We start from the raw sequence: 19,138 nt of genomic DNA on the forward strand, positions 1-19,138 counted from the left end.
GTCAGGCGTCCTCCTTGACCAGGTCGGCGCACTTCTCGCCGATCACCATCGTCGTGATGCACGGGTTGACCGCGATCAGGTCGGGCATCACCGACCCGTCCGCGACCCGCAGCCCCTCGACCCCCTTGACCCGCAGCCGCGCGTCGAGCGGGGCCGAGGGATCGTCGTCGGCGCCCATCTTCACCGTGCAGGACGGGTGGTAGACGGTGTTGTGCGTCTTGCGGATGTAGTCGAGGAGCTCGTCGTCCGACCGGACGTCAGGCCCGGGCGCCAGCTCCGCCCCCGCCCAGCCGCTCAGCGCCGGCTGGGCGGCGATGCGCCGGGCCAGCTTCAGCCCGTACGTCATCACGCGCACGTCGTGTTCGTGGGTGAAGTACCGCGGGTCCACCTTCGGCTTGTCCCGGTAGTCCCGGGTCCGCAGCCGTACCGTGCCGCGGGACTTAGCCTTGGTCACGTTGGGGGTGAGGCAGAACGCGTTCTCCGAGGTCGGATAGCCCCAGCGCGCGGTGTTCATGTCGAACGGCACGGATCCGTAGTGGAACATCAGGTCGGGCCGGTCCAGGCCGGGCTCGGTGCCGTAGAAGATGCCCGCCTCCCACCACTGGCTGGACGTGGTGGGCATCGGCTGCCTGGCCTCCCACATGATCACGCCCTCGGGGTGGTCCTGGAGGTTCTCGCCGACGCCGGGGGAGTCGGTCACCACCTCGACGCCGACCTCGCGCAGCCGCCCGGCCGGGCCGATGCCGGACAGCATCAGCAGCTTCGGCGAGTCGATCGAGCCGCACGAGACGATCACCTCGCGCCGGGCCCGTACCGTGCGCGTGTGCACCAGGTCGGGGTCCAGGTACTCGGCGCCCACGCAGCGCCGGCCCTCCAGCACCAGCTTCTTGGCCCGCACCCCGGTCCTGACGTCCAGATTCGGGCGCTTGCCCAGGACGGGGTGGAGATAGGCCACGGAGGAGGACTGGCGGATGTTGTGCTCGTCGGAGTTGATCTGGAACCAGTTGGCCCCGCGCACCACCGTCCGCCCGGTGTTGAACGGGACCGTCGGTATGCCGGCCTGCGCGCACGCCTCCAGCAGGGCGGCGCCGCACGGGTCCCCGCCCTTCAGCGTGCGCAGCCGCACCGGGCCGGTGCGGCCGTGGTGGTCGCCGGGCGCGTCGTTGTTCTCCACCCGCCGGTACAACGGGAACAGATCGGCCGCGCTCCAGCCCGCGCACCCCCTGGCCGCCCAGTCGTCCAGGTCCTCCGCCGGCGCCCAGAAGGCGATACAGGAGTTGTGCGAGGAGCAGCCGCCGAGCACCTTCGCGCGCGCGTGCCGCATAAAACTGTTGCCGGCGGCCTGCGGCTCGACCGGGTAGTCCCAGTCGTATCCGGACTCCAGCAGCCCCATCCAGCGCTCCAGCCTGAGGACGTCGTCGTCGCCGACGTCGCTGGGTCCCGCCTCCAGCACGCACACCGTCACCGAGGGGTCCTCGGAGAGCCGGGCGGCCACGACATTGCCGGCGGTGCCGCCGCCGACCACGACGTAGTCGAACGCATCGATGCTCATATGACCTCCTGGTCAGCCGGGATCTGGCGGAATCAGTCGGCGCCCGGGCCGGCGAAGGGAGCGGGCGGAGCGGCGGGCGCGGCCTCCAGCCGGTGTTCGGCGAGCACGCCGGTGCGGTGTCGCTGGACGAACCAGTAGTAGGCGAAGCCGCCGCCCGCGATCACCGCGACGAAGAGGACCGCGCCCCAGCGCAGGTACCAGTGGTACGGAGCGGACGCGTTGTAGACGGCTGCGCGCGGCCAGATCAGGTTGACCGTCATCGCGGCGCCCCACACCACCGCGCCGATGTTGACGAACAGCCCCCAGCGGCCCAGCGAGAACCTGCCCTCGCCCGCCGGCTGCCACCGGCCGCGCAGCCGGGCCACCAGCATCGGCGCGGTGACGCCCAGATAGGCGAGGTAGATCATGACGATGCCGATGCTGGTGACGACCGTGACGATCTGCGGCTGACGGATGTTGACCACGAGGATCGCCAGCGCCAGCACACCGATGATCACGGCAGGCAGCACCGGGGTCTTGAAACGGGGGCTGACCCGGGCCATCAGCGAGGACGCGGGCAGGTTGTTGTCCCGTGCCATGGCGAACGCCAGCCGGATCGCCGCGGTGTGCACGGCCAGCGCGCAGACCGTGACCGCGATCAGCACGCACCACAGCATCGCCTTGCCGGCCGTCGGGCCGAGCACGTCGAGCACCACGTACTGGAGGCCGTCCGTGGACAGCTTGTCGCCCTTCAGGCTGGAGACGCTCATCAGCGCCAGCAGGAGCACCAGGCCGCCCAGGACGAAGGAGGCGACGATCGCGCGGATGATCGCGCGCGGGGCGTTGCGGGACGGGTCCAGGGACTCCTCGCCGAGCGAGGCGGCGGTGTCGAAGCCGTACATGACGTACGCGGACGCCAGCGAGGCCACCAGGAAGGCACCGAGATACCCCGTCGAGTATCCGGCTCCGGTGTGGTTCGTCTGTACGACTACTTGAGGACCCCGGGTGATATGGACGGCGAAAAGGATGATCAATACAACGGTCGCGATCAACTCGATGAAGACGCCGGCCGTGTTGATCGTCGCCATCAGCTTGACGCCGAACGCATTGACCAGCGTCGTGAAGAGAATCAACACGGCCGCCAGGATGACCGCGTTGGTCGCCACGTCGTACGTACCCGTGCCGTCCCCGACGAACTGGAACACGGAGGAGATCTGCGGCAGCGTCAGCTGATAGGCCAGCGCGACCGCCGCGATGGACACGATGGACGCGATCAACATCATCCACCCGGCGAGCCAGCCGAGATGCGGATTGCCCACCCTCTTCGACCAGTTGTAGACCGAGCCGGCCACCGGATAGCGGGCGGCCAGCTCGGCGAAGCAGAGGGCCACCATGAACTGTCCGGCGAACACCATCGGCCACGACCACCAGTAGGCCGGCCCGCCGCTGCCGTAGCCGAAGTAGAACAGCTGGAAGGTGCCGGTGAGGATGGAGATGTAGCTGATCCCGGCGGCGAAGGTGTGGAAGTTGCCGAGGGTGCGCTTGAGTTCGGGACGGTAGCCGAACTCGGCGAGCTCGGTGTCGTCGTGATGGTGGGGGCCTGGCGATTGCTCGGTGGTCGTCATCAGCGGACTCCTCTGGCTGTCAGTCGAACCAGCCCTGCGGTGCCGGCGCGGTGTTGCGCCAGACGTGTTTGGTCTCGCGGTACTCGGCGAGCCCCGCCGGTCCGAGTTCGCGGCCGAACCCGGACTGCTTGTAACCACCCCACTCGGCCTGCGGCACGTACGGGTGGTAGTCGTTGATCCAGACCGTGCCGAGCCGCAGCCGTCCCGCGACCCGCGCCGCCCTGGCCTCGTCACCGGTCCACACGGCGCCCGCGAGCCCGTAGACCGTGTCGTTCGCGAGCCGGACGGCCTCCTCCTCGGTGGTGAACCGTTCGACGGTCAGCACCGGCCCGAAGGACTCCTCCCGGACGACCGACATCCGGCTCGTGCACCCGTCCAGGACGGTCGGCGGATAGAAGAAGCCCTTGTCGTGACCGGGACCGGCGGGCCGGGCGCCGCCGCAGCGCAGCACCGCGCCCTCCGCGAGCCCCCGCGCCACGTACGCCTCCACCTTGGCCCGGTGCGCCTCCGAGATCAGCGGCCCGGTCTGCGCCCGCTCGTCGAACGGGCCGCCCAGGCGGATCCGCTCGGCCCGCCGTACGACCTCGTCCACGAACCGGTCGTGCAGCGCGTCCTCGACCAGCAGCCGGGCCCCGGCCGAGCAGACCTGCCCGGAGTGCAGGAACACGGCCGTCAGCGCCATGTCGACGGCCGCCGCCCAGTCCGCGTCCGCGAACACGATGTTCGGGTTCTTCCCGCCGAGTTCGAGCGCGACCCGCTTCACCGTGCCGGCCGCGGCGGCCATCAGCCGGCGGCCGGTCCGCAGCCCCCCGGTGAAGGAGACCAGGTCGACGTCCGGATGGTCGCCGAGCGGGGCGCCCGCCTCCGGTCCGGCGCCCAGCACCAGGTTGGCCGCACCCGGCGGGAGCCCCGCCTCCGCCAGCAGCCTGACCAGGTGGATCGCGGTGTGCGGGGTCAGCTCGCTGGGCTTCAGCACGAAGGTGTTGCCGGCCGCCAGCGCCGGGGCGACTTTCCACGCGGTCTGCAGCAGGGGGTAGTTCCAGGGCGTGATCAGGGCGCAGACGCCGACGGGTTCGTACACCACCCGGCTGTCGACGTCGGTCCGCCCGGTGTCGATCACCCGCCCGGTCTCGCTCGCGACCAGCCGCCCGAAGTAGCGGAAGCAGTTGACGACATCGTCGATGTCGTACGCGCTCTCCACCAGCCGCTTGCCCGTGTCCAGGGACTCGGCGCGGGCCAGGGCGTCCTTGTCCCGGGCGAGCAGGCCGGCGACCCGCAGGAGCAGGTCACCTCGCTCGGCGGCCGGTACGCCCGGCCAGGGGCCGGTGTCGAAGGCGCGGCGGGCCGCGGCGACGGCCTCCGCCGTGTCCTTTCCGCCGGCCTCGTCCACGACTCCGACCAGGGAGCCGTCGGCGGGGCAGCGGATCTCCCGGGTGCGCCCGTCCAGCGCGCCCCGCCAGGTGCCGTCGATGAACAGGTCAGGCACGGGCGTCCCCCAGCCGGGTCAGCAGCCACTCGTGGAAGAGGCCGATGTGGTGCTCGTTCGGCACCAGCACCCCGCCGCCGCGGTACGCGCGCGAGGACATCCCCGGCTGGGTGCGCTCGCACGCGTCGAAGTCCTGGACGTTGACGCGGTGGAACAGCTCGACGGACTTCGACAGGTCGGCGTCCGAGGCCACCACCTCCGGCGCGTACAGCCAGTCGCACTCCACCACCGTGCGGTCCTCGGCCAGCGGGAACATGCGGTGCACGATCACGTGGTCGGGGACGAGGTTGACGAACACGGTCGGCTTGATCGTGATCGCGTAGTAGCGGCGGTCCTGGTCGGCACCGACCTCGGGGAGCTTGGCGAAACCCGCGCTGCCGTCCACGGTGAACCCGCTGATCTCCGTGCCGAACTCCGTGCCGTGGCCGACGTAGTACTGGGCCGCGTACCCGTCGGCGAACTCCGGGAGCACCTCGATGAGTTCGGGGTGGATCGTCGCGCAGTGATAGCACTCCATGAAGTTCTCGACGATCAGTTTCCAGTTGGCCCGTACGTCGTAGGTGACGCGTCTGCCGAGGGCCAGCCGCTCGGTGCCGTAGCGCTCGAGGGCGGCCGCGTCGCCGAGCCGCTCCACGGCCGCGTACATCACCGTGTCCTCGAAGGAGGGCGGTTCGGCGGCGAGGCACACCCAGGCGTAGCCCAGCCACTCGCGCAGAGACACCTTGATCAACCCGTACTCGACCCGATCAACGTCGGGCATCTTGATCAAGTTGGGCGCGGCGATCAATCTGCCGTCAAGGTCGTACGTCCATGCGTGGTACGGGCACTGCAGACTGCGCCGCACCTGACCGGACGTCTCGGTGCACAGCCGCGCCCCCCGGTGCCGGCACACATTGAGGAAGGCACGCAGCTCGCCGGAGCGGGTCCGGGTGACGAGGACGTTCTCGCGGCCGACCTGGACCGTGCGGAAGGCGCCCGGCCGGTCCAGGTCCGCGCTGCGCACGGCGCAGAACCACAGGGACTCGAACAGCAGCTCCTGCTCGCGCCGGAAGATGTCCGGGTCGGTGTAGTACGGGCCCGGCAGTGTGGCGATCAGGCTCGGGGTGAGCCGGCTCGGGGAGATCGGGTTCGTCGTCACGGGCGGGCTCCTCGGGCGGACGCGGCGGCGAGGCGGGCGGGGTCGAACAGGCCGATGGGATGCGCGGTGGAACCGGTCAGCGCCAGGTCGGCCAGGATCTCGCCGACGACCGGCACGAACTTGAAACCGTGCCCGGAGAATCCGCAGGCCACGCTCACCGAGTCCGGGTGCGCGGGATGCCGGGCGATCACGAAGTGCTCGTCGGGGGTGTTGGAGTACATGCAGGTGGCGGCCTTGAGGAAGGTGCCGGGCAGGTCCGGGACGCAGCGGGACATGTGGTCCGCCATGGCCCGGATCTCCTCCTCGTGCACCGTGCGGTCGATGGTCTCCGGGGTCGTCACCTGCCCCTTGCGGAAGAAGGCGACCTTGGCGCCCAGCTCGGGGCCGTCGATGGCCGGGAAGCCGTAGACCTGGACGCCTGCCGCGTCCTCCCAGACGTAGATCGGATGGTTCTCCGGCCGGAACGGCCCGGTGCCGCCCTTCGGCTGGAACCAGTACATGACCTGCCGTTCGATGGTGAACGGCACCCCGAGGTCGGTGAGCAGCCGCGGCGCCCAGGCACCGGGGCAGATCACCAGCCGGCCGGCCGTGTAGGTGTTCTCGGCCGTATGGACACGCACTCCGTCCCGGTACGGCTCCCAGCGCAGCATCGGCTCCTCGAACTGCAGCTGCGCGCCCTGCCGGGTGGCCAGCTGGAGGTGCGCGGCGACCATGTTCTCGGGACGGACCAGGCCCGCCTTCGCCTCGTACAGGGCGACTTCGTCGTCGCGCGGGCTGAGCGTGGGGAAGCGGCGGCGGATCTCCTTCGCGTCCAGCATCTCGTGGGGCAGATCCCACTCGGTAGCCGAGCGCAGGGCGCCGGAGACGGTCCGCGACCGTTCCGGGCCGATCATCACACCGCCGCAGAGGGTCGCGACGGCGCGGCCGGTGGCCCGCTCCAGGTCCTCGTACAGCTCGTAGGCGCGCAGCAGCAGCGGCACGTACGCGGGGTCCTCGAAGTACGACTGCCGGGTGACGCGCGAACCGCCGTGGCTGGAGCCGCGGCTGTGCACCGGACCGAACTTCTCCAGGCCGAGGACCCGGGCGCCGCGTGCGGACAGATGGTGGGCGGCGGCGCTGCCCATACCGCCGAGTCCGATGACGATGACGTCGTAAGACGGTGACACGGGCGCCTCCTAGCGACGGATACGGGTCATCTCGGGGTCGAACAGCGGCTCGTCGGCGACCGTGGCCGGGATCTTCTCGCCGAAGTACTCGATGTGCACGCCGGTACCGGTGGCGAGACCGGCGGGCAGCCAGGCGTAGGCGACACAGCGGCCCAGTGTGTAGCCGTACGACGCGCTGGTCACGTAGCCGGCCGGGGCGCCGCCGACATGGACGGGCTCCTTGCCGAGGACCACGTCGGCGGGGTCGTCCAGGAGCAGCGGGGTGAGCCGGCGCGCGGGTCCGGCGGCCCGCCCGAGCGCCGCCCTGCCGACGAAGTCCGCCTTGTCCATGCGGACCGCGAAGCCGAGGCCCGCCTCGAACGGCGTGTGCTCGTCGGTCATGTCGGTGCCCCAGGCCCGGTAGCCCTTCTCCAGCCGCAGGGAGTTGAAGGCGGAGCGGCCCGCGGCGACCACACCGAGGTCCTGCCCGGCCTCCCACAGCGTGTCCCAGAGCCTGAGCCCCAGGTCGGCGCTGGTGTACAGCTCCCAGCCCAGCTCGCCGACATAGCTCAGCCGCATCGCCGTCACCGGCACATGCCCGAGATACGTCTGCTTCGCCCGGAAGTAGCCGAAGCCGTCGTGGGAGAAGTCGTCGCCGGTCAGGGGCTGGACGAGAGCCCGGGCGAGCGGCCCCCAGACGCCGATGCAGCAGGTGCCGGAGGTGATGTCGCGCACCCCGGCGTCGGCGGGCGCGTGGCGGAGCAGCCAGTCGAGGTCGGCGGGGGAGTTGGCGCCCACCTGGAAGCGGTCCGGGGCGAGGCGCGCGACCGTGAGATCGGAGCGAATGCCTCCGGTCTCGTCCAGAAGGAGGGTGTAGGTGACCGCGCCGGGCTTCTTGCGGAGGTTGTTGCTGGTCATGCGGTCGAGGAAGGCGAGGGCGCCGGGGCCGGTCACCTCCAGGCGGCGCAGCGGGGTCATGTCGTACAGGGCGACCCTCTCCCGGGTGGCCTTCGCCTCGGCGGCGGCCACGGGGGACCAGTAGCGGGCGGACCAGGCGTCGCGCGCGGGCAGGTCACCGAGGTCCGCAACCAGCGGGGCGTTCGCCTCGTACCAGTGCGGGCGCTCCCAGCCGGTGCCCTCCAGGAAGAACGCGCCGAGCTGCTGCTGACGGGCGTAGAAGGGGCTGACCCGCAGCGGACGCGGCTGTTCCATGGGCTGCAGGGGGTGCAGGACGTCGTACACCTCGACGAACTGCCGTGAACCGCGTTCACGGACGTACGACGGTGAACGCTGCGCCTCCTCGAACCGGGTGAGGTCGCACTCGTGCACGTCGACGGCCGGCCGCCCGTCCACCATCCACTCGGCGACCGCCTTGGCCACCCCGGCCGAGTGGGTCACCCAGACCGCCTCGGCCAGCCAGAAGCCCCGAAGCCGCCGCGCCTCCCCGAGCACCGGCATACCGTCCGGCGTGAAGGAGAAGACCCCGTTGAACCCGGTCTCGATCGCGGACTCCCGCAGCGCGGGCAGCAGCCGCCGGCAGTCCTCCCAGCTCGGTGCCCAGTCCTCGGCGGTGAACGGGTACGAGGACGGCATCGCCATGTCCTGGGCGCGCGCCGCGTCGTACGCCGGGACCGCGAACGGATCCACCGGCAGCGGCCGGTGCGCGTACGAGCCGATCCCGATGCGGTCGGTGTGCTCGCGGAAGTACAGGTCACGGTCCTGGAAGCGGAGGATGGGCCGCGTGGCCTCGGCGCCTGCGCCGCTCAGCACGGGCAGCGGACCGGTCGTGGCGTACTGGTGCGCGAGGGGCTGGAGGGGTACGTCGACACCGGCCATACGGCCGATCACCGGCCCCCAGAATCCGGCTGCCGACACGATGTGGTCGGCCGGGAAGACGCCCCGGTCGGTGACGACCGCGGCGACCCGGCCGTCCCGCTGCTCGATGCCGGTGACCGTGTGCCGGTCAAGGAAGCGGGCGCCGCGCGCGCCGGCGCGCTCCAGCTGGGCGCGGGCCGCGAGAAGGGCCCGTGCGAGGCCGTCGTCCGGGGTGTGGAAGCCGCCGAGGACGACCGACTCGTCCAGCAGCGGCCAGAGTTCCTTGCAGCGTGCCGTGCTCACGATCTCGCCCCGGATGCCCCAGGATGCCGCGAAGCCGGCCCTGCGGTGCAGTTCGGCCAGGCGCTCGGGGGTGGTCGCGAGTTCCAGGCCGCCGACCTGGTCGAAGCAGCGCACTCCGTCGGCTTCCAGGGAGCGGAACTTCGCGACGGTGTACCGGGCGAACTCCGTGAGGGTCTTGGACGGACTGGTCTGGAAGACGAGACCGGGGGCGTGCGAGGTGGAGCCGCCGGGGGCGGGCAGGGGGCCCTGTTCGAGAACGGTGACGTCCGTCCAGCCGCGGGCGGTCAGCTCGTCGGCGAGGGAGCAGCCGACGATGCCGGCGCCGATGACGACGACGCGGGGGCCCTGAGGCCCGCTCGCCGGTGTTCGGGGCTGGTCTTCGGGTGTGCTGGACATGCCCCTCCTTGTGGTGGCGGGGATGGCGGGTGCGGGGGAGTCGCTCAGGCGGCGGGGACGTTCGGCCGCTCGGCGGCGATCGTGGTGTCCTGACCGTGGCCGGTGTGGACGACGGTGGTGCCCGGCAGGGTCAGCAGCCGGGTGCGCAGCGACGTCATGATCGCCGGGCGGTCGGAGCAGGAGCGGCCGGTGGCTCCCGGGCCGCCGTGGAAAAGGGTGTCGCCGGTGAAGACGGCGTCGAGGAACGGGGCGTACAGGCAGCAGCTGCCCCGGGTGCGGCCGGGGGTGTGGACGACCTGGAGTTCGATGCCGGCCACCGTGAGGACGCGGCCGTCGGACAGGTCGCCGTCCGGTGTGCGGGCCGGGTGGGTACGGGACCACAGGTCGTGGTCGGCGGGATGGAGCAGGACGGGGGCGCCGGTGAGGGCGGAGAGCGCGGGCGCCGCGTCGATGTGGTCGTCGTGGGCGTGGGTGCAGACCACGGCGGTGACCCGGCGGCCCGCGAGGGCGCGATGGATCGCCCCGGCGTCGTGCGCGGCGTCGACCACCAGTACCTCCTCGTCGTCGCCGACCAGCCAGACGTTGGTGTCGACGTCGGACGCCTGACCGTCCGGACTGAAGGTGCCGGAGGTGACGACCCGTTCGACGCGTACGGTCCCGCGCACGCTCACAGGACCACCACCGAGCGCAGCACCTCGCCGCGGTGCATCTTGCCGAACGCCTCCTCCACCTGGTCGAGGGCGATCGTCTCGGACACGAACGCGTTGAGATCGAGCAGGCCGTAGAGGTACTGGTCGATCAGGAACGGGAAGTCCCGGCTCGGCAGGCAGTCGCCGTACCAGGAGGACTTGATCGCGCCGCCGCGCGAGAAGACGTCGATCAGCGGGAGCTCGACCTTCATCTCGGGTGCGGGGACACCGACCTGGACCAGCAGGCCCGCGTGGTCGCGCATGGAGAAGGCTTGCAGGAACGTTTCGGGGCGGCCCACCGCGTCGATCGCGATGTCCACCCCGTGACCGCCGGTCAGCTCCCGCACCGCCTCGACCGGGTCGGTGCCCCGGGAGTTGACGGTGTGCGTGGCGCCGAACTTCTCCGCCAGGTCCAGCTTCTTGTCGTCGATGTCCACGGCGATGACCTTCATGGCGCCGTTCAGGCAGGCGCCCGCGATGGCCGCGTCGCCGACGCCTCCGCAGCCGATGACCGCGACCGAGTCTCCGCGGCCGACCTTGCCGGTGTTGACCGCGGCGCCGTAGCCGGCCATCACCCCGCAGCCGATGAGACCGGCCGCCTCGGGCCGCGCCGCCGGGTCGATCTTCACCGCCTGGCCGGCCGCGACCAGCGTCTTCTCGGCGAAGGCACCGATGCCCAGGGCGTTGGTGAGCGGAGTGCCGTCCAGCAGTGTCATGGGCTGTCGGGCGTTGCGGGAGTCGAAGCAGTACCAGGGCCGGCCACGCCGGCAGGACCGGCAACTGCCGCACGGTGCCCGCCAGGCCAGTACGACGTAGTCGCCGGGCTTCAGGTCATCGACCCCCGGGCCGACCGCCTCGATCGTCCCGGCGGCCTCGTGGCCCAGCAGGAACGGGAAGTCGTCGGTGATCGCGCCCTGCCGGTAGTGGAGATCCGTGTGGCACACCCCGCAGGCCTGCACGCCGACGAGCACCTCACCGGGTCCCGGATCGGGGACGACGATCGTCCGCACCTCCACGGGTGCGCCCTTCTTCACTGCGACTACGGCACGGACCTCGTGTGGCACGACAGGCTCCTCTGCTGTTGCGCATTGCACGATGGGTTGCGCGATGGGGAACATACTGAGAACGGCGTCACGGAGCCGTCAAGAGGTGCGCGTTAACCCTTGGCAAAAGGAATCTGCGGGACGAAATCTCTCGGACACACGAGGGCGCGGGGACCGGGAGGATCCGGTGCTGCGGGGTCGGCCGGCGGGCGGAGGGCCGCCCCCTCGCCCCCCTCGCCCTCCTAGCCACCGCGCCGCGCGGCCAGGCCCTGCCACCGGGCCCCGCCAGTGCGCGCCGCCATCGCGCTCCGCCACCTGGCCTCGCCAGCGCGCCGCGCGGCCGAGCTGCCAGGGGTGGGGGGACGGGGGCGGGGCCTGGTCGGGCGGGGGCGCCGGGCCGGGGGTGCGGTCCCGCTCCGGCGGCTGCTCTCGGGTGCAGGGAGGGCCCGGGCCCGCCGTCGGGCGCACGTCCTGGGGTCCGGCCCCTGGACAGATGCCCCGGCCCGGTCTCGGGCGCATGCTCAGGCCTGGTCTCGTTGCTCTGGCTGGCCTGGTCCCGGGCGGATGCCGTCGCCCGGTCTCAGCCGGAAGCCGCGGGCTCGGCCTTCCCGGTCGCAGGCCGTGGGGCAGGCCCCCTAGGGCGGCGGCCCCGCTTCAGGCTCCTCCGCGCGGAGGCCGTGGGCCCGGCTTCGGTCAGAAGCCGTATCCCATGCGCCGGGACAGCTCGGCGCCCGCCGCGACCGTCCGCTTGGCCACCTCCGGCAGCCGGTCGGCGTTGAGCCGGTAGACCGGCCCCGAGACACTGATCGCCGCGATCACCTTGCCGTCGTGCGAGCGCACCGGCGCCGCCACGGCGGCGAGCCCCAGCTCCAGTTCCTCGATCGTGACGCCGTACCCCTGCCCGACCACGGCCTCGAGCTCGGCGCGCAGCATCCCGGCGCCGGTGATCGTACGGTCCGTGAACCGCGGCAGCGACCTGGCCAGCAGACCCTCGCGCAGAGTCGGCGGCATGTGCGCGAGCAGCACCTTGCCGCTGGAGGTGGCGTGCAGCGGGGTGCGTCTGCCCAGCCAGTTCTGCGCGGTCACGGACGCGGTACCGCGGGCCTGCATGATGTTGACCGCGGCGTCGTCGTCGAGCACGGCGATGTTGACCGTCTCGCCCAGCTCGTCGGCGACCTCCCGGCAGATCGGGACGCCCTCCTGGGAGATGTCGAGACGAACTGCCGCCGCCCCCGCCAGGCGCAGTACGCCGGCTCCCAGGTAGTACTTCCCCCGGTCCTTGGCCTGCGCCACCAGGCCGCGGTTCTCCAGGACACCGAGCAGCCGGAACGCCGTGGACTTGTGGACGTCCAGTTCCTCGGCGATCTCGGTGACGCCCGCCTCGCCGTGCCGCGCGAGGATCTCCAGCACGCTCACGGCGCGGTCCACCGACTGCACCGCACTGGCCGCTCCGCGACCGTTCCGCCTCTCCGAGGGCCCTGGGCCCGCCGTGGTCTCCTCGCCGGGGTCAGACTGCTTCTGCGTGCGGGTCATGGCTCAACTCTCACCACCTGACGGCCCGGTTCGGGCCGCATCTGCGGGAAGCCCTTGACGCGACGGTCGCCCCGCCCGGATTCTGTTGCGCATAGCGCTGGATCGTGCGCCATGCGAAACATCATGTTACCGAAGTGTCCGGATCCAGGAAGGGTGCCGGACCACCCGGACCGATGACGGTCCACCACTCCCTTGCCGCTGCACCGCACCGGACCGACGCCGGTTCCGGGCTCCCGGCGGCATCCCTGACGCCTGCACCGAGCAGGTCCCGGACCGAGCGTCCCGGGACCGAGAGGGGGGCCCGTGATTCCCGTCTGCCGCCTCGAAGACCTCCCCGAGGGCGAGTCCGTCCGCGTCGCGACCACGCCGCCGATCGCCGTGTTCCGCACCGAGGGCGGTGAGCTGTACGCCATCGACGACACCTGCACCCACCAGGACGCGTCCCTCTCCGAGGGCTGGCTGGAGGGCTGCCTGGTCGAGTGCCCGCTGCACGCGGCCTCCTTCGACCTGCGCACCGGCGAGCCGACCTGCCTGCCGGCCCGGCGCCCCGTGCGCACCCATCGCGTCACCGTGGACGACGGCGTCGTACACGTCCATCTCGGGGCGGAGGAGGGCACGGCCGCATGAACACCGCCCGGCACCGGCCCCCCGGCTCCGCTCGCCTCGGCCGTCCACCCGGCGCGGCACCGGCTCGCCCCCATCGCCCCGCCACCGCTGCCAGGAGCCGTGCCCTATGCGGACCGTGACCATCGTCGGCGCCTCTCTCTCCGGTCTCTACGCCGCCCGTGAGCTGCGCGCCCAGGGCTTCGACGGCCGACTGGTGATCGTCGGCGAGGAAGCCCATCACCCCTACGACCGCCCTCCTCTCTCCAAGGACTTCCTGACCGGCCGCACCGACGAGAACCGGCTGGCCCTCACCGACGCCGACGAGACCGCCGGACTCGAAGCCGAATGGCTCCTCGGCGTCCCCGCCCGCCGACTCGACACCGCTGGCCGCACCGTCCACCTCGGCGACGGCCGTACGGTGTCCACCGACGGCGTCGTCATCGCCACCGGCGCCGCCGCCCGCCGGCTCCCGGGCGAGAGCCTCACCGGCGTCCACACCCTGCGCACCCTGGACGACGCCCGCGCCCTGCGTGCCCACCTCGCCCGGGGACCCCGCCGGGTCGTCGTCATCGGCGGCGGTTTCATCGGCGCCGAGACCGCCTCCTCGTGTGCCCGGCTCGGCCACGCGGTCACGGTGGTCGAGGCCGCACCGCTGCCGCTCGTGCCCCAACTGGGCGCCGAGATGGCCGCGGTGTGCGCCGGGCTGCACCGCCGCGGCGGCGTGGAGCTGGCCACCGCCACCGGCGTGGTCGCACTCCGCGGCACCTCCCGCGTCACCGCCGTCGACCTCTCCGACGGCCGCACCCTGCCCGCCGATGTCGTGATCGTCGGCATCGGCGCCGTCCCGCGCACCGCGTGGCTGGAGGACTCGCCCCTCGCCCTGCACGACGGCGTGCTGTGCGACGTCGGCTGCGTGACGGCCCTGCCCCAAGTGGTCGCGGTGGGCGACGTCGCCCGGGTCGGCGGCATCCGTGCCGAGCACTGGACCTCCGCCACCGAGCAACCCCGCGTCGCCGTGACCAACCTGCTCGCCGGCCGCACCCTCGCGACGGCCCGGTCGGTGCCGTACTTCTGGTCCGACCAGTACGACTCCCGGATCCAGTTCGCGGGCCGGTACCGCGAGGGCGACACCGTCCACGTCACCGAGGGCGAGATCACCGATACCGGTATGCCTGATGAGTCCGGCTTCCTCGCCCGCTATCAACGGGACGGCCGCACCGTCGCCCTGCTCGGAGTGGACCGGCCCCGCGCGTTCACGCGGGCCCGGCGCGAACTCCAGCGGGAGGAACAGCAGGCGGCGGAACAGCAGATGCCGGAACGGCGGTCGGAGGAACGGCGGTCGCAGGAGCGGCGGTCGGAGGGGGCGCGGCAGGAACAGCCGTCGTGGCCGGACGTGCCGGTGAGCGACGTGCCGCGGGTGGTGGCGCCGGCCGAGCTGTGAACTCCTGGGCTTCGGGCGGCCCGTGTCGTGAACCGCCCGCACTGTGAGTGCCCCGCACGGTGAGTACCCCGCGCTGTGAGCGACCCGGTGTCCGTCCCGACCGGGTCGCCGTGTTCGCCGGTGCCGCCGTGTCGGCAGGCGACCGTGCCGGCCGACACGGTGGTCCGCGATGTCCGTCCTGGGTCAGGAGTGCGACAGCTGTCCGGCGCCGCCCCGGCGGCGTATCCGTTCCTGTTCGCGCAGGTTCGACCGCTCCTGACGGCGGCGGGCCCGCCGCTCCCGCCGGAGGGCCCGGGCCGTGCTGCTCGGCTGTGACACCACGCCGTTGCGCTGGTTCCACACCTGGCGGGTCACCCACACGTCGACCACTGCCCAGGTGGCCACCACCGTGCTCGCCACACTGCTGATCACCATCGGGAACGCCAGCCAGGCGCCCGCCATCGCGCACAGGAACGCCACCATCGCCTGGATCAGCGTCACCGCCATGACGAGGACCGCGCGCACCGCTGCCGTACGCACCGGATCGGGCATCGGGTGCCGTCGTGCGGGCTCCTCGATCCACAACATCCGGTAGCTCTGCCGCTGTTCGTCGCCCGCGGGCTGTCCGGCACGCCGGGGCGCCGGAACGCCGTGCTCCGGCGCCTTCTGCCCCCATCGAGCCCGCGAGCGCTCCGCCACGCTCTCCTCGGGTGCCTTATGCCGCTCCGCCGTGCCCATCACCGTGTCACTCCCCACCGCCAGCAGACCGCTCGCCCCCGGCGTCCGAAGACCCCGACTCCCCAGTGGCTGCCCGGCTTGCGCTGTTTTACGCCGCCGGGGTGCGGGATACGGCTCCTGTGGCCCATTCCGCCCCCAATTCCCATAGACAAGGACGAACGAGAGCACGCAAAGATTCCCGGTCGTCGAAAAAATCCGGCCAACCGCCCGCCTGTCACACCGCCCCCGGCCGGGCAAGGGTCTCCGGATCGCGGTGGCAATCTCCCGCAATGCCCGGACAACTCGCCATCTCTCGCCCCCGGTGCGGAAGTTCACCCTCCGGACATGTCTTCGAGTTATCTGTAAGGCGGTAGTAGGCTCGCGCCGTTTGTTGACGGACATGAGCACCCCCGACCGGTGGGGGGCGAACTAGGGGAGGCCATGCGCTTTCGCGGGAAGTCGATCCGCCGGAAGATCGTGGCGCTGCTTCTCGTGCCGCTGGTGTCCTTGACCGCAGTCTGGGGCTTCGCCACGGTACTCACGGGCCGCGAAGTGACCCGGCTGTTCAGCGTGGCCGAGGTCGTCGACGGCATCGGCCACCCCATCGAGGACACCGCCCGTGTCCTGCAGCGGGAACGCCGCCAGAGTCTCGTCTACCTCGCCGACCCGCGGGCCTCCCAGGCCCTCACGGAACTGCACCGCACGCGCACCGCCACCGACCGGGCGATCGCCACGATCCGCAAGAACGCCCGGGACCATGACCTCCGGTCCGGCATGGACGCGGACGACAGCGAACACCTGACGGCCGCCCTGGACGCCCTCGGCGGCCTCGACTCCCTGCGCCGCAGCGTCGAGGAGGGCACCGTCAACCGCGCCCAGGCCCTCGACCTGTACAACCGCCTCGTCGACCCCTGCTACTCCCTGCTCGCCTCCCTCGACGGCATCGACGACGTCGAGGTCGACAAGCAGGCCCGCGCCCTGGTCAACATCACCCGCGCCCGCGAACTGCTCTCCCGTGAGGACGCGCTGCTCAGCTCCTCACTGGTCGTCGGCCGGCTCACCCGCGACGAGACCCGCGACATCTCCGACCTCGCCGCCCAGCGCGCGCTCCTGTACGACATCAGCCTCCCGCTGCTGCCCGCCAGGGAGCGCGAGCGCTACGAACGCTTCTGGAACAGCGCCACCACGGCCCCGCTGCGGGTGGCCGAACGCACCGCCATCGCCACGGAGTCCGGGACCCCCCGCGGTGTCTCCGAGAAGAGCTGGGACTCCGCGGCGGCCACCGTCCTGGACGGACTCGGCACCCTGGACGACCAGGTGGGCGACCGCTTCCAGGACCGCACGCGCCCCGTGGCCATGGGCGTCATCATGCAGGCGGCCCTCACGGGCCTCCTCGGACTCGTCGCGCTCCTGGTCTCCGTGATCCTCTCCGTCCGGGTCGGCCGCGCCCTCATCCGTGACCTGCGCCAGCTGCGCCTGGAGGCGCACGAGGCCTCCGGTGTCCGGCTGCCCAGCGTGATGCGGCGGCTGTCCACGGGGGAACAGGTCGACGTCGAGACCGAAGTACCGCGCCTGGAGTACGACAAGAACGAGATCGGCGAGGTCGGCCAGGCCCTGAACACCCTCCAGCGCGCGGCTGTGGAGGCCGCCGTCAAACAGGCCGAACTGCGGGCCGGCGTCTCCGACGTCTTCGTCAACCTCGCCCGCCGCAGCCAGGTCCTGTTGCACAAGCAGCTCACCCTGCTCGACAGCATGGAGCGCCGGACCGAGGACACCGACGAACTCGCCGACCTGTTCCGCCTGGACCACCTCACCACCCGGATGCGCCGGCACGCCGAGGGCCTGGTGATCCTCTCCGGTGCCGCCCCCTCCCGGCAGTGGCGCCGGCCCGTGCAGCTGATGGACATCGTCCGTGCCGCCGTCGCCGAGGTCGAGGACTACGAGCGCATCGAGGTCCGGCGCCTGCCGCGGGTCGCCGTCACCGGACCGGCCGTCGCCGACCTCACCCATCTCGTGGCCGAACTCCTGGAGAACGCCACCGTCTTCTCGCCACCGCACACCGCCGTCCAGGTCATCGGCGAGCGGGTCGCCAACGGCTTCACCCTGGAGATCCACGACCGGGGTCTCGGCATGACGGCCGAAGCGCTCCTGGACGCCAATCTGCGCCTCGCCGAGACTCCCGAGTTCGAGCTCTCCGACACCGACCGGCTCGGCCTGTTCGTCGTGAGCCGCCTGGCCCAGCGCCAGAACGTCCGTGTCTCCCTCCAGCCCTCGCCGTACGGCGGCACCACCGCCGTGGTGTTCATCCCCGACCCGCTGCTGACCGACGACGTCCCGGACACCAACGGCCTCGGCTTCCGACTCGACCGCGAACGCCCGGCGAGGGGCATCGACCAGGCCGTGGGCCGTACCCCCGGCCGGCCCCCGGCACCGCTGCAGCTGCCCGGCCTGCCGACCTCCCTGCTGGACGGCCCGGTCGAGCTGGAGGCGCCCGTCGACCTCGACGCGCTGGACGACTTCCCCGGAGCCCTCAGGGACGAGGACAGCGAGCGCGGCGGCCTGTTCCGCCCCCGCCGGTCCGGCCCGGGAGACGACGAGCAGGCTGCCGCTCCGGCGGCCCACCGGCCGCCGCACGAGGAGAGCGGCGACCGCGGAGTTCTGCCGCTGCCCCGGCGCCAGACCCCCAAGCTGGTCAGCTCGCACGGCAAACCCGTCCCCGACCAGCGCTCCCGGCGCGGCGAACCGGACCCGGGCCCTGGCGCCGGTCCGCGCCGCGCCGACACGGACGGACTGGCCCCACTGCCCGCACGCCGCCGCGGCAGCGCCGCCCGACGCCCCACCGGACTCACCGACCCCGCCGAGGACCGTGCGGCCACCCCGGTGGAGGGCACCGGCGCCACGCCCGAGGCCCCGGCCCTGCCCAGGCGCACCCGGCCCGATGCGGCAGGCACCGGCGGGCCGGGGGACACGGCCGCCTCTCGCGGAGGCGCGGCGACCGCAGGTGACAGGGCCCCGGAGCCGGGCACCGCACCGCTGCCCCGGCGGGTACGCCAGGCCAACCTGGCCCCCCAGCTCAAGCAGGACACCGAACGGCGCGCGGAGAGCGCGGCGCAGCCCGCCGACCGCGATGCCGAGGAGGTCCGCAGCCGGATGGCCTCGCTCCAGCGCGGCTGGCAGCGCGGCCGGGAGGAGAACGCCGCGGGCGACGGGCCCCGGAACGGCACAGCACAGGGAACGAACAAGGGGGACGGTCGATGACCGCACCGAAGGCGACCGGCCACACTGCGACGAACAAGGGGGAGCTGAACTGGCTCCTGGACGAACTTGTCGACCGCGTCGCCAGCATCCGCAAAGCCGTCATCCTGTCCGGCGACGGCCTGCCGACAGGCGTGTCCAAGGACCTGACCAGGGAGGACAGCGAGCATCTGGCCGCCGTGGCGTCCGGCTTCCACAGCCTCGCCAAGGGCGTCGGCCGCCACTTCGAAGCGGGCAGCGTCCGGCAGACGGTGGTCGAGCTGGACGACGCCTTCCTCTTCGTCACCGCGGCCGGGGACGGCAGCTGTCTCGCCGTCCTCTCGGACGCCGACTCCGACGTCGGACAGGTCGCCTACGAGATGACGCTCCTGGTCAAGCGGGTCGGCGTGCATCTGGGGACCGCCCCGCGCACCGATCTGTCCGCAGGCGGGTAGTG

The 19,138-nt window shown here is 72.1% G+C and carries 14 protein-coding genes; 4 read left to right on the forward strand and 10 right to left on the reverse strand.

Annotated elements, in window-relative coordinates; genetic code table 11:
- Nucleotide 1: 1 nt before the first annotated feature.
- The 9 genes from ACF073_RS19955 to ACF073_RS19995 form a co-directional block, all read right to left on the reverse strand.
- Nucleotides 2–1,552, reverse strand: a complete 1,551-nt coding sequence (locus ACF073_RS19955; protein ID WP_392071678.1) for a GMC family oxidoreductase — start codon at nt 1,550–1,552, stop codon at nt 2–4.
- A 32-nt stretch (nt 1,553–1,584) separates the two neighbouring features.
- Nucleotides 1,585–3,156, reverse strand: a complete 1,572-nt coding sequence (locus ACF073_RS19960) for an APC family permease (protein ID WP_392071680.1) — start codon at nt 3,154–3,156, stop codon at nt 1,585–1,587.
- Between the two features lie 19 nt (nt 3,157–3,175).
- Entirely contained in the window at nt 3,176–4,642 is a 1,467-nt protein-coding gene (locus ACF073_RS19965) for an aldehyde dehydrogenase family protein (RefSeq protein WP_392071682.1), read from the reverse strand.
- On the reverse strand, nt 4,635–5,780 hold the full coding sequence (locus tag ACF073_RS19970) for an aromatic ring-hydroxylating dioxygenase subunit alpha (RefSeq protein WP_392071684.1): 1,146 nt from the start codon (nt 5,778–5,780) through the stop codon (nt 4,635–4,637). Before ACF073_RS19970 ends, ACF073_RS19965 begins: the two co-directional genes overlap by 8 nt.
- Nucleotides 5,777–6,946, reverse strand: a complete 1,170-nt coding sequence (gene solA / locus ACF073_RS19975; RefSeq protein ID WP_392071686.1) for an N-methyl-L-tryptophan oxidase — start codon at nt 6,944–6,946, stop codon at nt 5,777–5,779. Before solA ends, ACF073_RS19970 begins: the two co-directional genes overlap by 4 nt.
- Before the next feature lie 9 nt (nt 6,947–6,955).
- A complete protein-coding gene (locus tag ACF073_RS19980) occupies nt 6,956–9,439 on the reverse strand; it encodes an FAD-dependent oxidoreductase (protein WP_392071688.1) in 2,484 nt (827 codons plus the stop codon).
- Between the two features lie 44 nt (nt 9,440–9,483).
- Nucleotides 9,484–10,110, reverse strand: coding sequence for an MBL fold metallo-hydrolase (locus ACF073_RS19985; protein ID WP_392071690.1), 627 nt, complete (start codon nt 10,108–10,110; stop codon nt 9,484–9,486).
- Entirely contained in the window at nt 10,107–11,192 is a 1,086-nt protein-coding gene (locus ACF073_RS19990; protein ID WP_392071692.1) for an S-(hydroxymethyl)mycothiol dehydrogenase, read from the reverse strand. The genes ACF073_RS19985 and ACF073_RS19990 overlap by 4 nt, the downstream gene beginning before the upstream one ends.
- A 672-nt stretch (nt 11,193–11,864) precedes the next feature.
- Nucleotides 11,865–12,704: an IclR family transcriptional regulator gene (locus tag ACF073_RS19995; RefSeq protein ID WP_392071694.1), complete on the reverse strand. Its 840-nt coding sequence runs from the start codon at nt 12,702–12,704 to the stop codon at nt 11,865–11,867.
- Between the two features lie 303 nt (nt 12,705–13,007).
- Between ACF073_RS19995 and ACF073_RS20000 the strand changes: the two genes are divergently transcribed.
- Both ACF073_RS20000 and ACF073_RS20005 read left to right on the forward strand, forming a co-directional pair.
- Complete coding sequence (locus tag ACF073_RS20000) at nt 13,008–13,331, forward strand: bifunctional 3-phenylpropionate/cinnamic acid dioxygenase ferredoxin subunit (protein ID WP_392071696.1); 324 nt, start codon at nt 13,008–13,010, stop codon at nt 13,329–13,331.
- A gap of 106 nt (nt 13,332–13,437) precedes the next feature.
- Complete coding sequence (locus ACF073_RS20005) at nt 13,438–14,751, forward strand: NAD(P)/FAD-dependent oxidoreductase (protein ID WP_392071698.1); 1,314 nt, start codon at nt 13,438–13,440, stop codon at nt 14,749–14,751.
- A gap of 183 nt (nt 14,752–14,934) precedes the next feature.
- On the opposite strand, the gene ACF073_RS20010 is transcribed toward ACF073_RS20005, so the two are convergent.
- The gene (locus tag ACF073_RS20010; protein WP_392071700.1) at nt 14,935–15,468 is read right to left on the reverse strand and encodes a hypothetical protein; all 534 of its coding nucleotides are present in this window, start codon (nt 15,466–15,468) and stop codon (nt 14,935–14,937) included.
- 420 nt (nt 15,469–15,888) lie between these two features.
- Between ACF073_RS20010 and ACF073_RS20015 the strand changes: the two genes are divergently transcribed.
- Together ACF073_RS20015 and ACF073_RS20020 are read left to right on the forward strand one after the other, a co-directional pair.
- Complete coding sequence (locus ACF073_RS20015) at nt 15,889–18,705, forward strand: nitrate- and nitrite sensing domain-containing protein (RefSeq protein WP_392071702.1); 2,817 nt, start codon at nt 15,889–15,891, stop codon at nt 18,703–18,705.
- A complete protein-coding gene (locus tag ACF073_RS20020) occupies nt 18,702–19,136 on the forward strand; it encodes a roadblock/LC7 domain-containing protein (protein WP_392071704.1) in 435 nt (144 codons plus the stop codon). Before ACF073_RS20015 ends, ACF073_RS20020 begins: the two co-directional genes overlap by 4 nt.
- The last annotated feature ends 2 nt before the right edge of the window (nt 19,137–19,138 follow it).

The sequence above is a fragment of the Streptomyces sp. NPDC015171 genome (genome assembly GCF_043079545.1).
Lineage (GTDB): Bacteria > Actinomycetota > Actinomycetes > Streptomycetales > Streptomycetaceae > Streptomyces.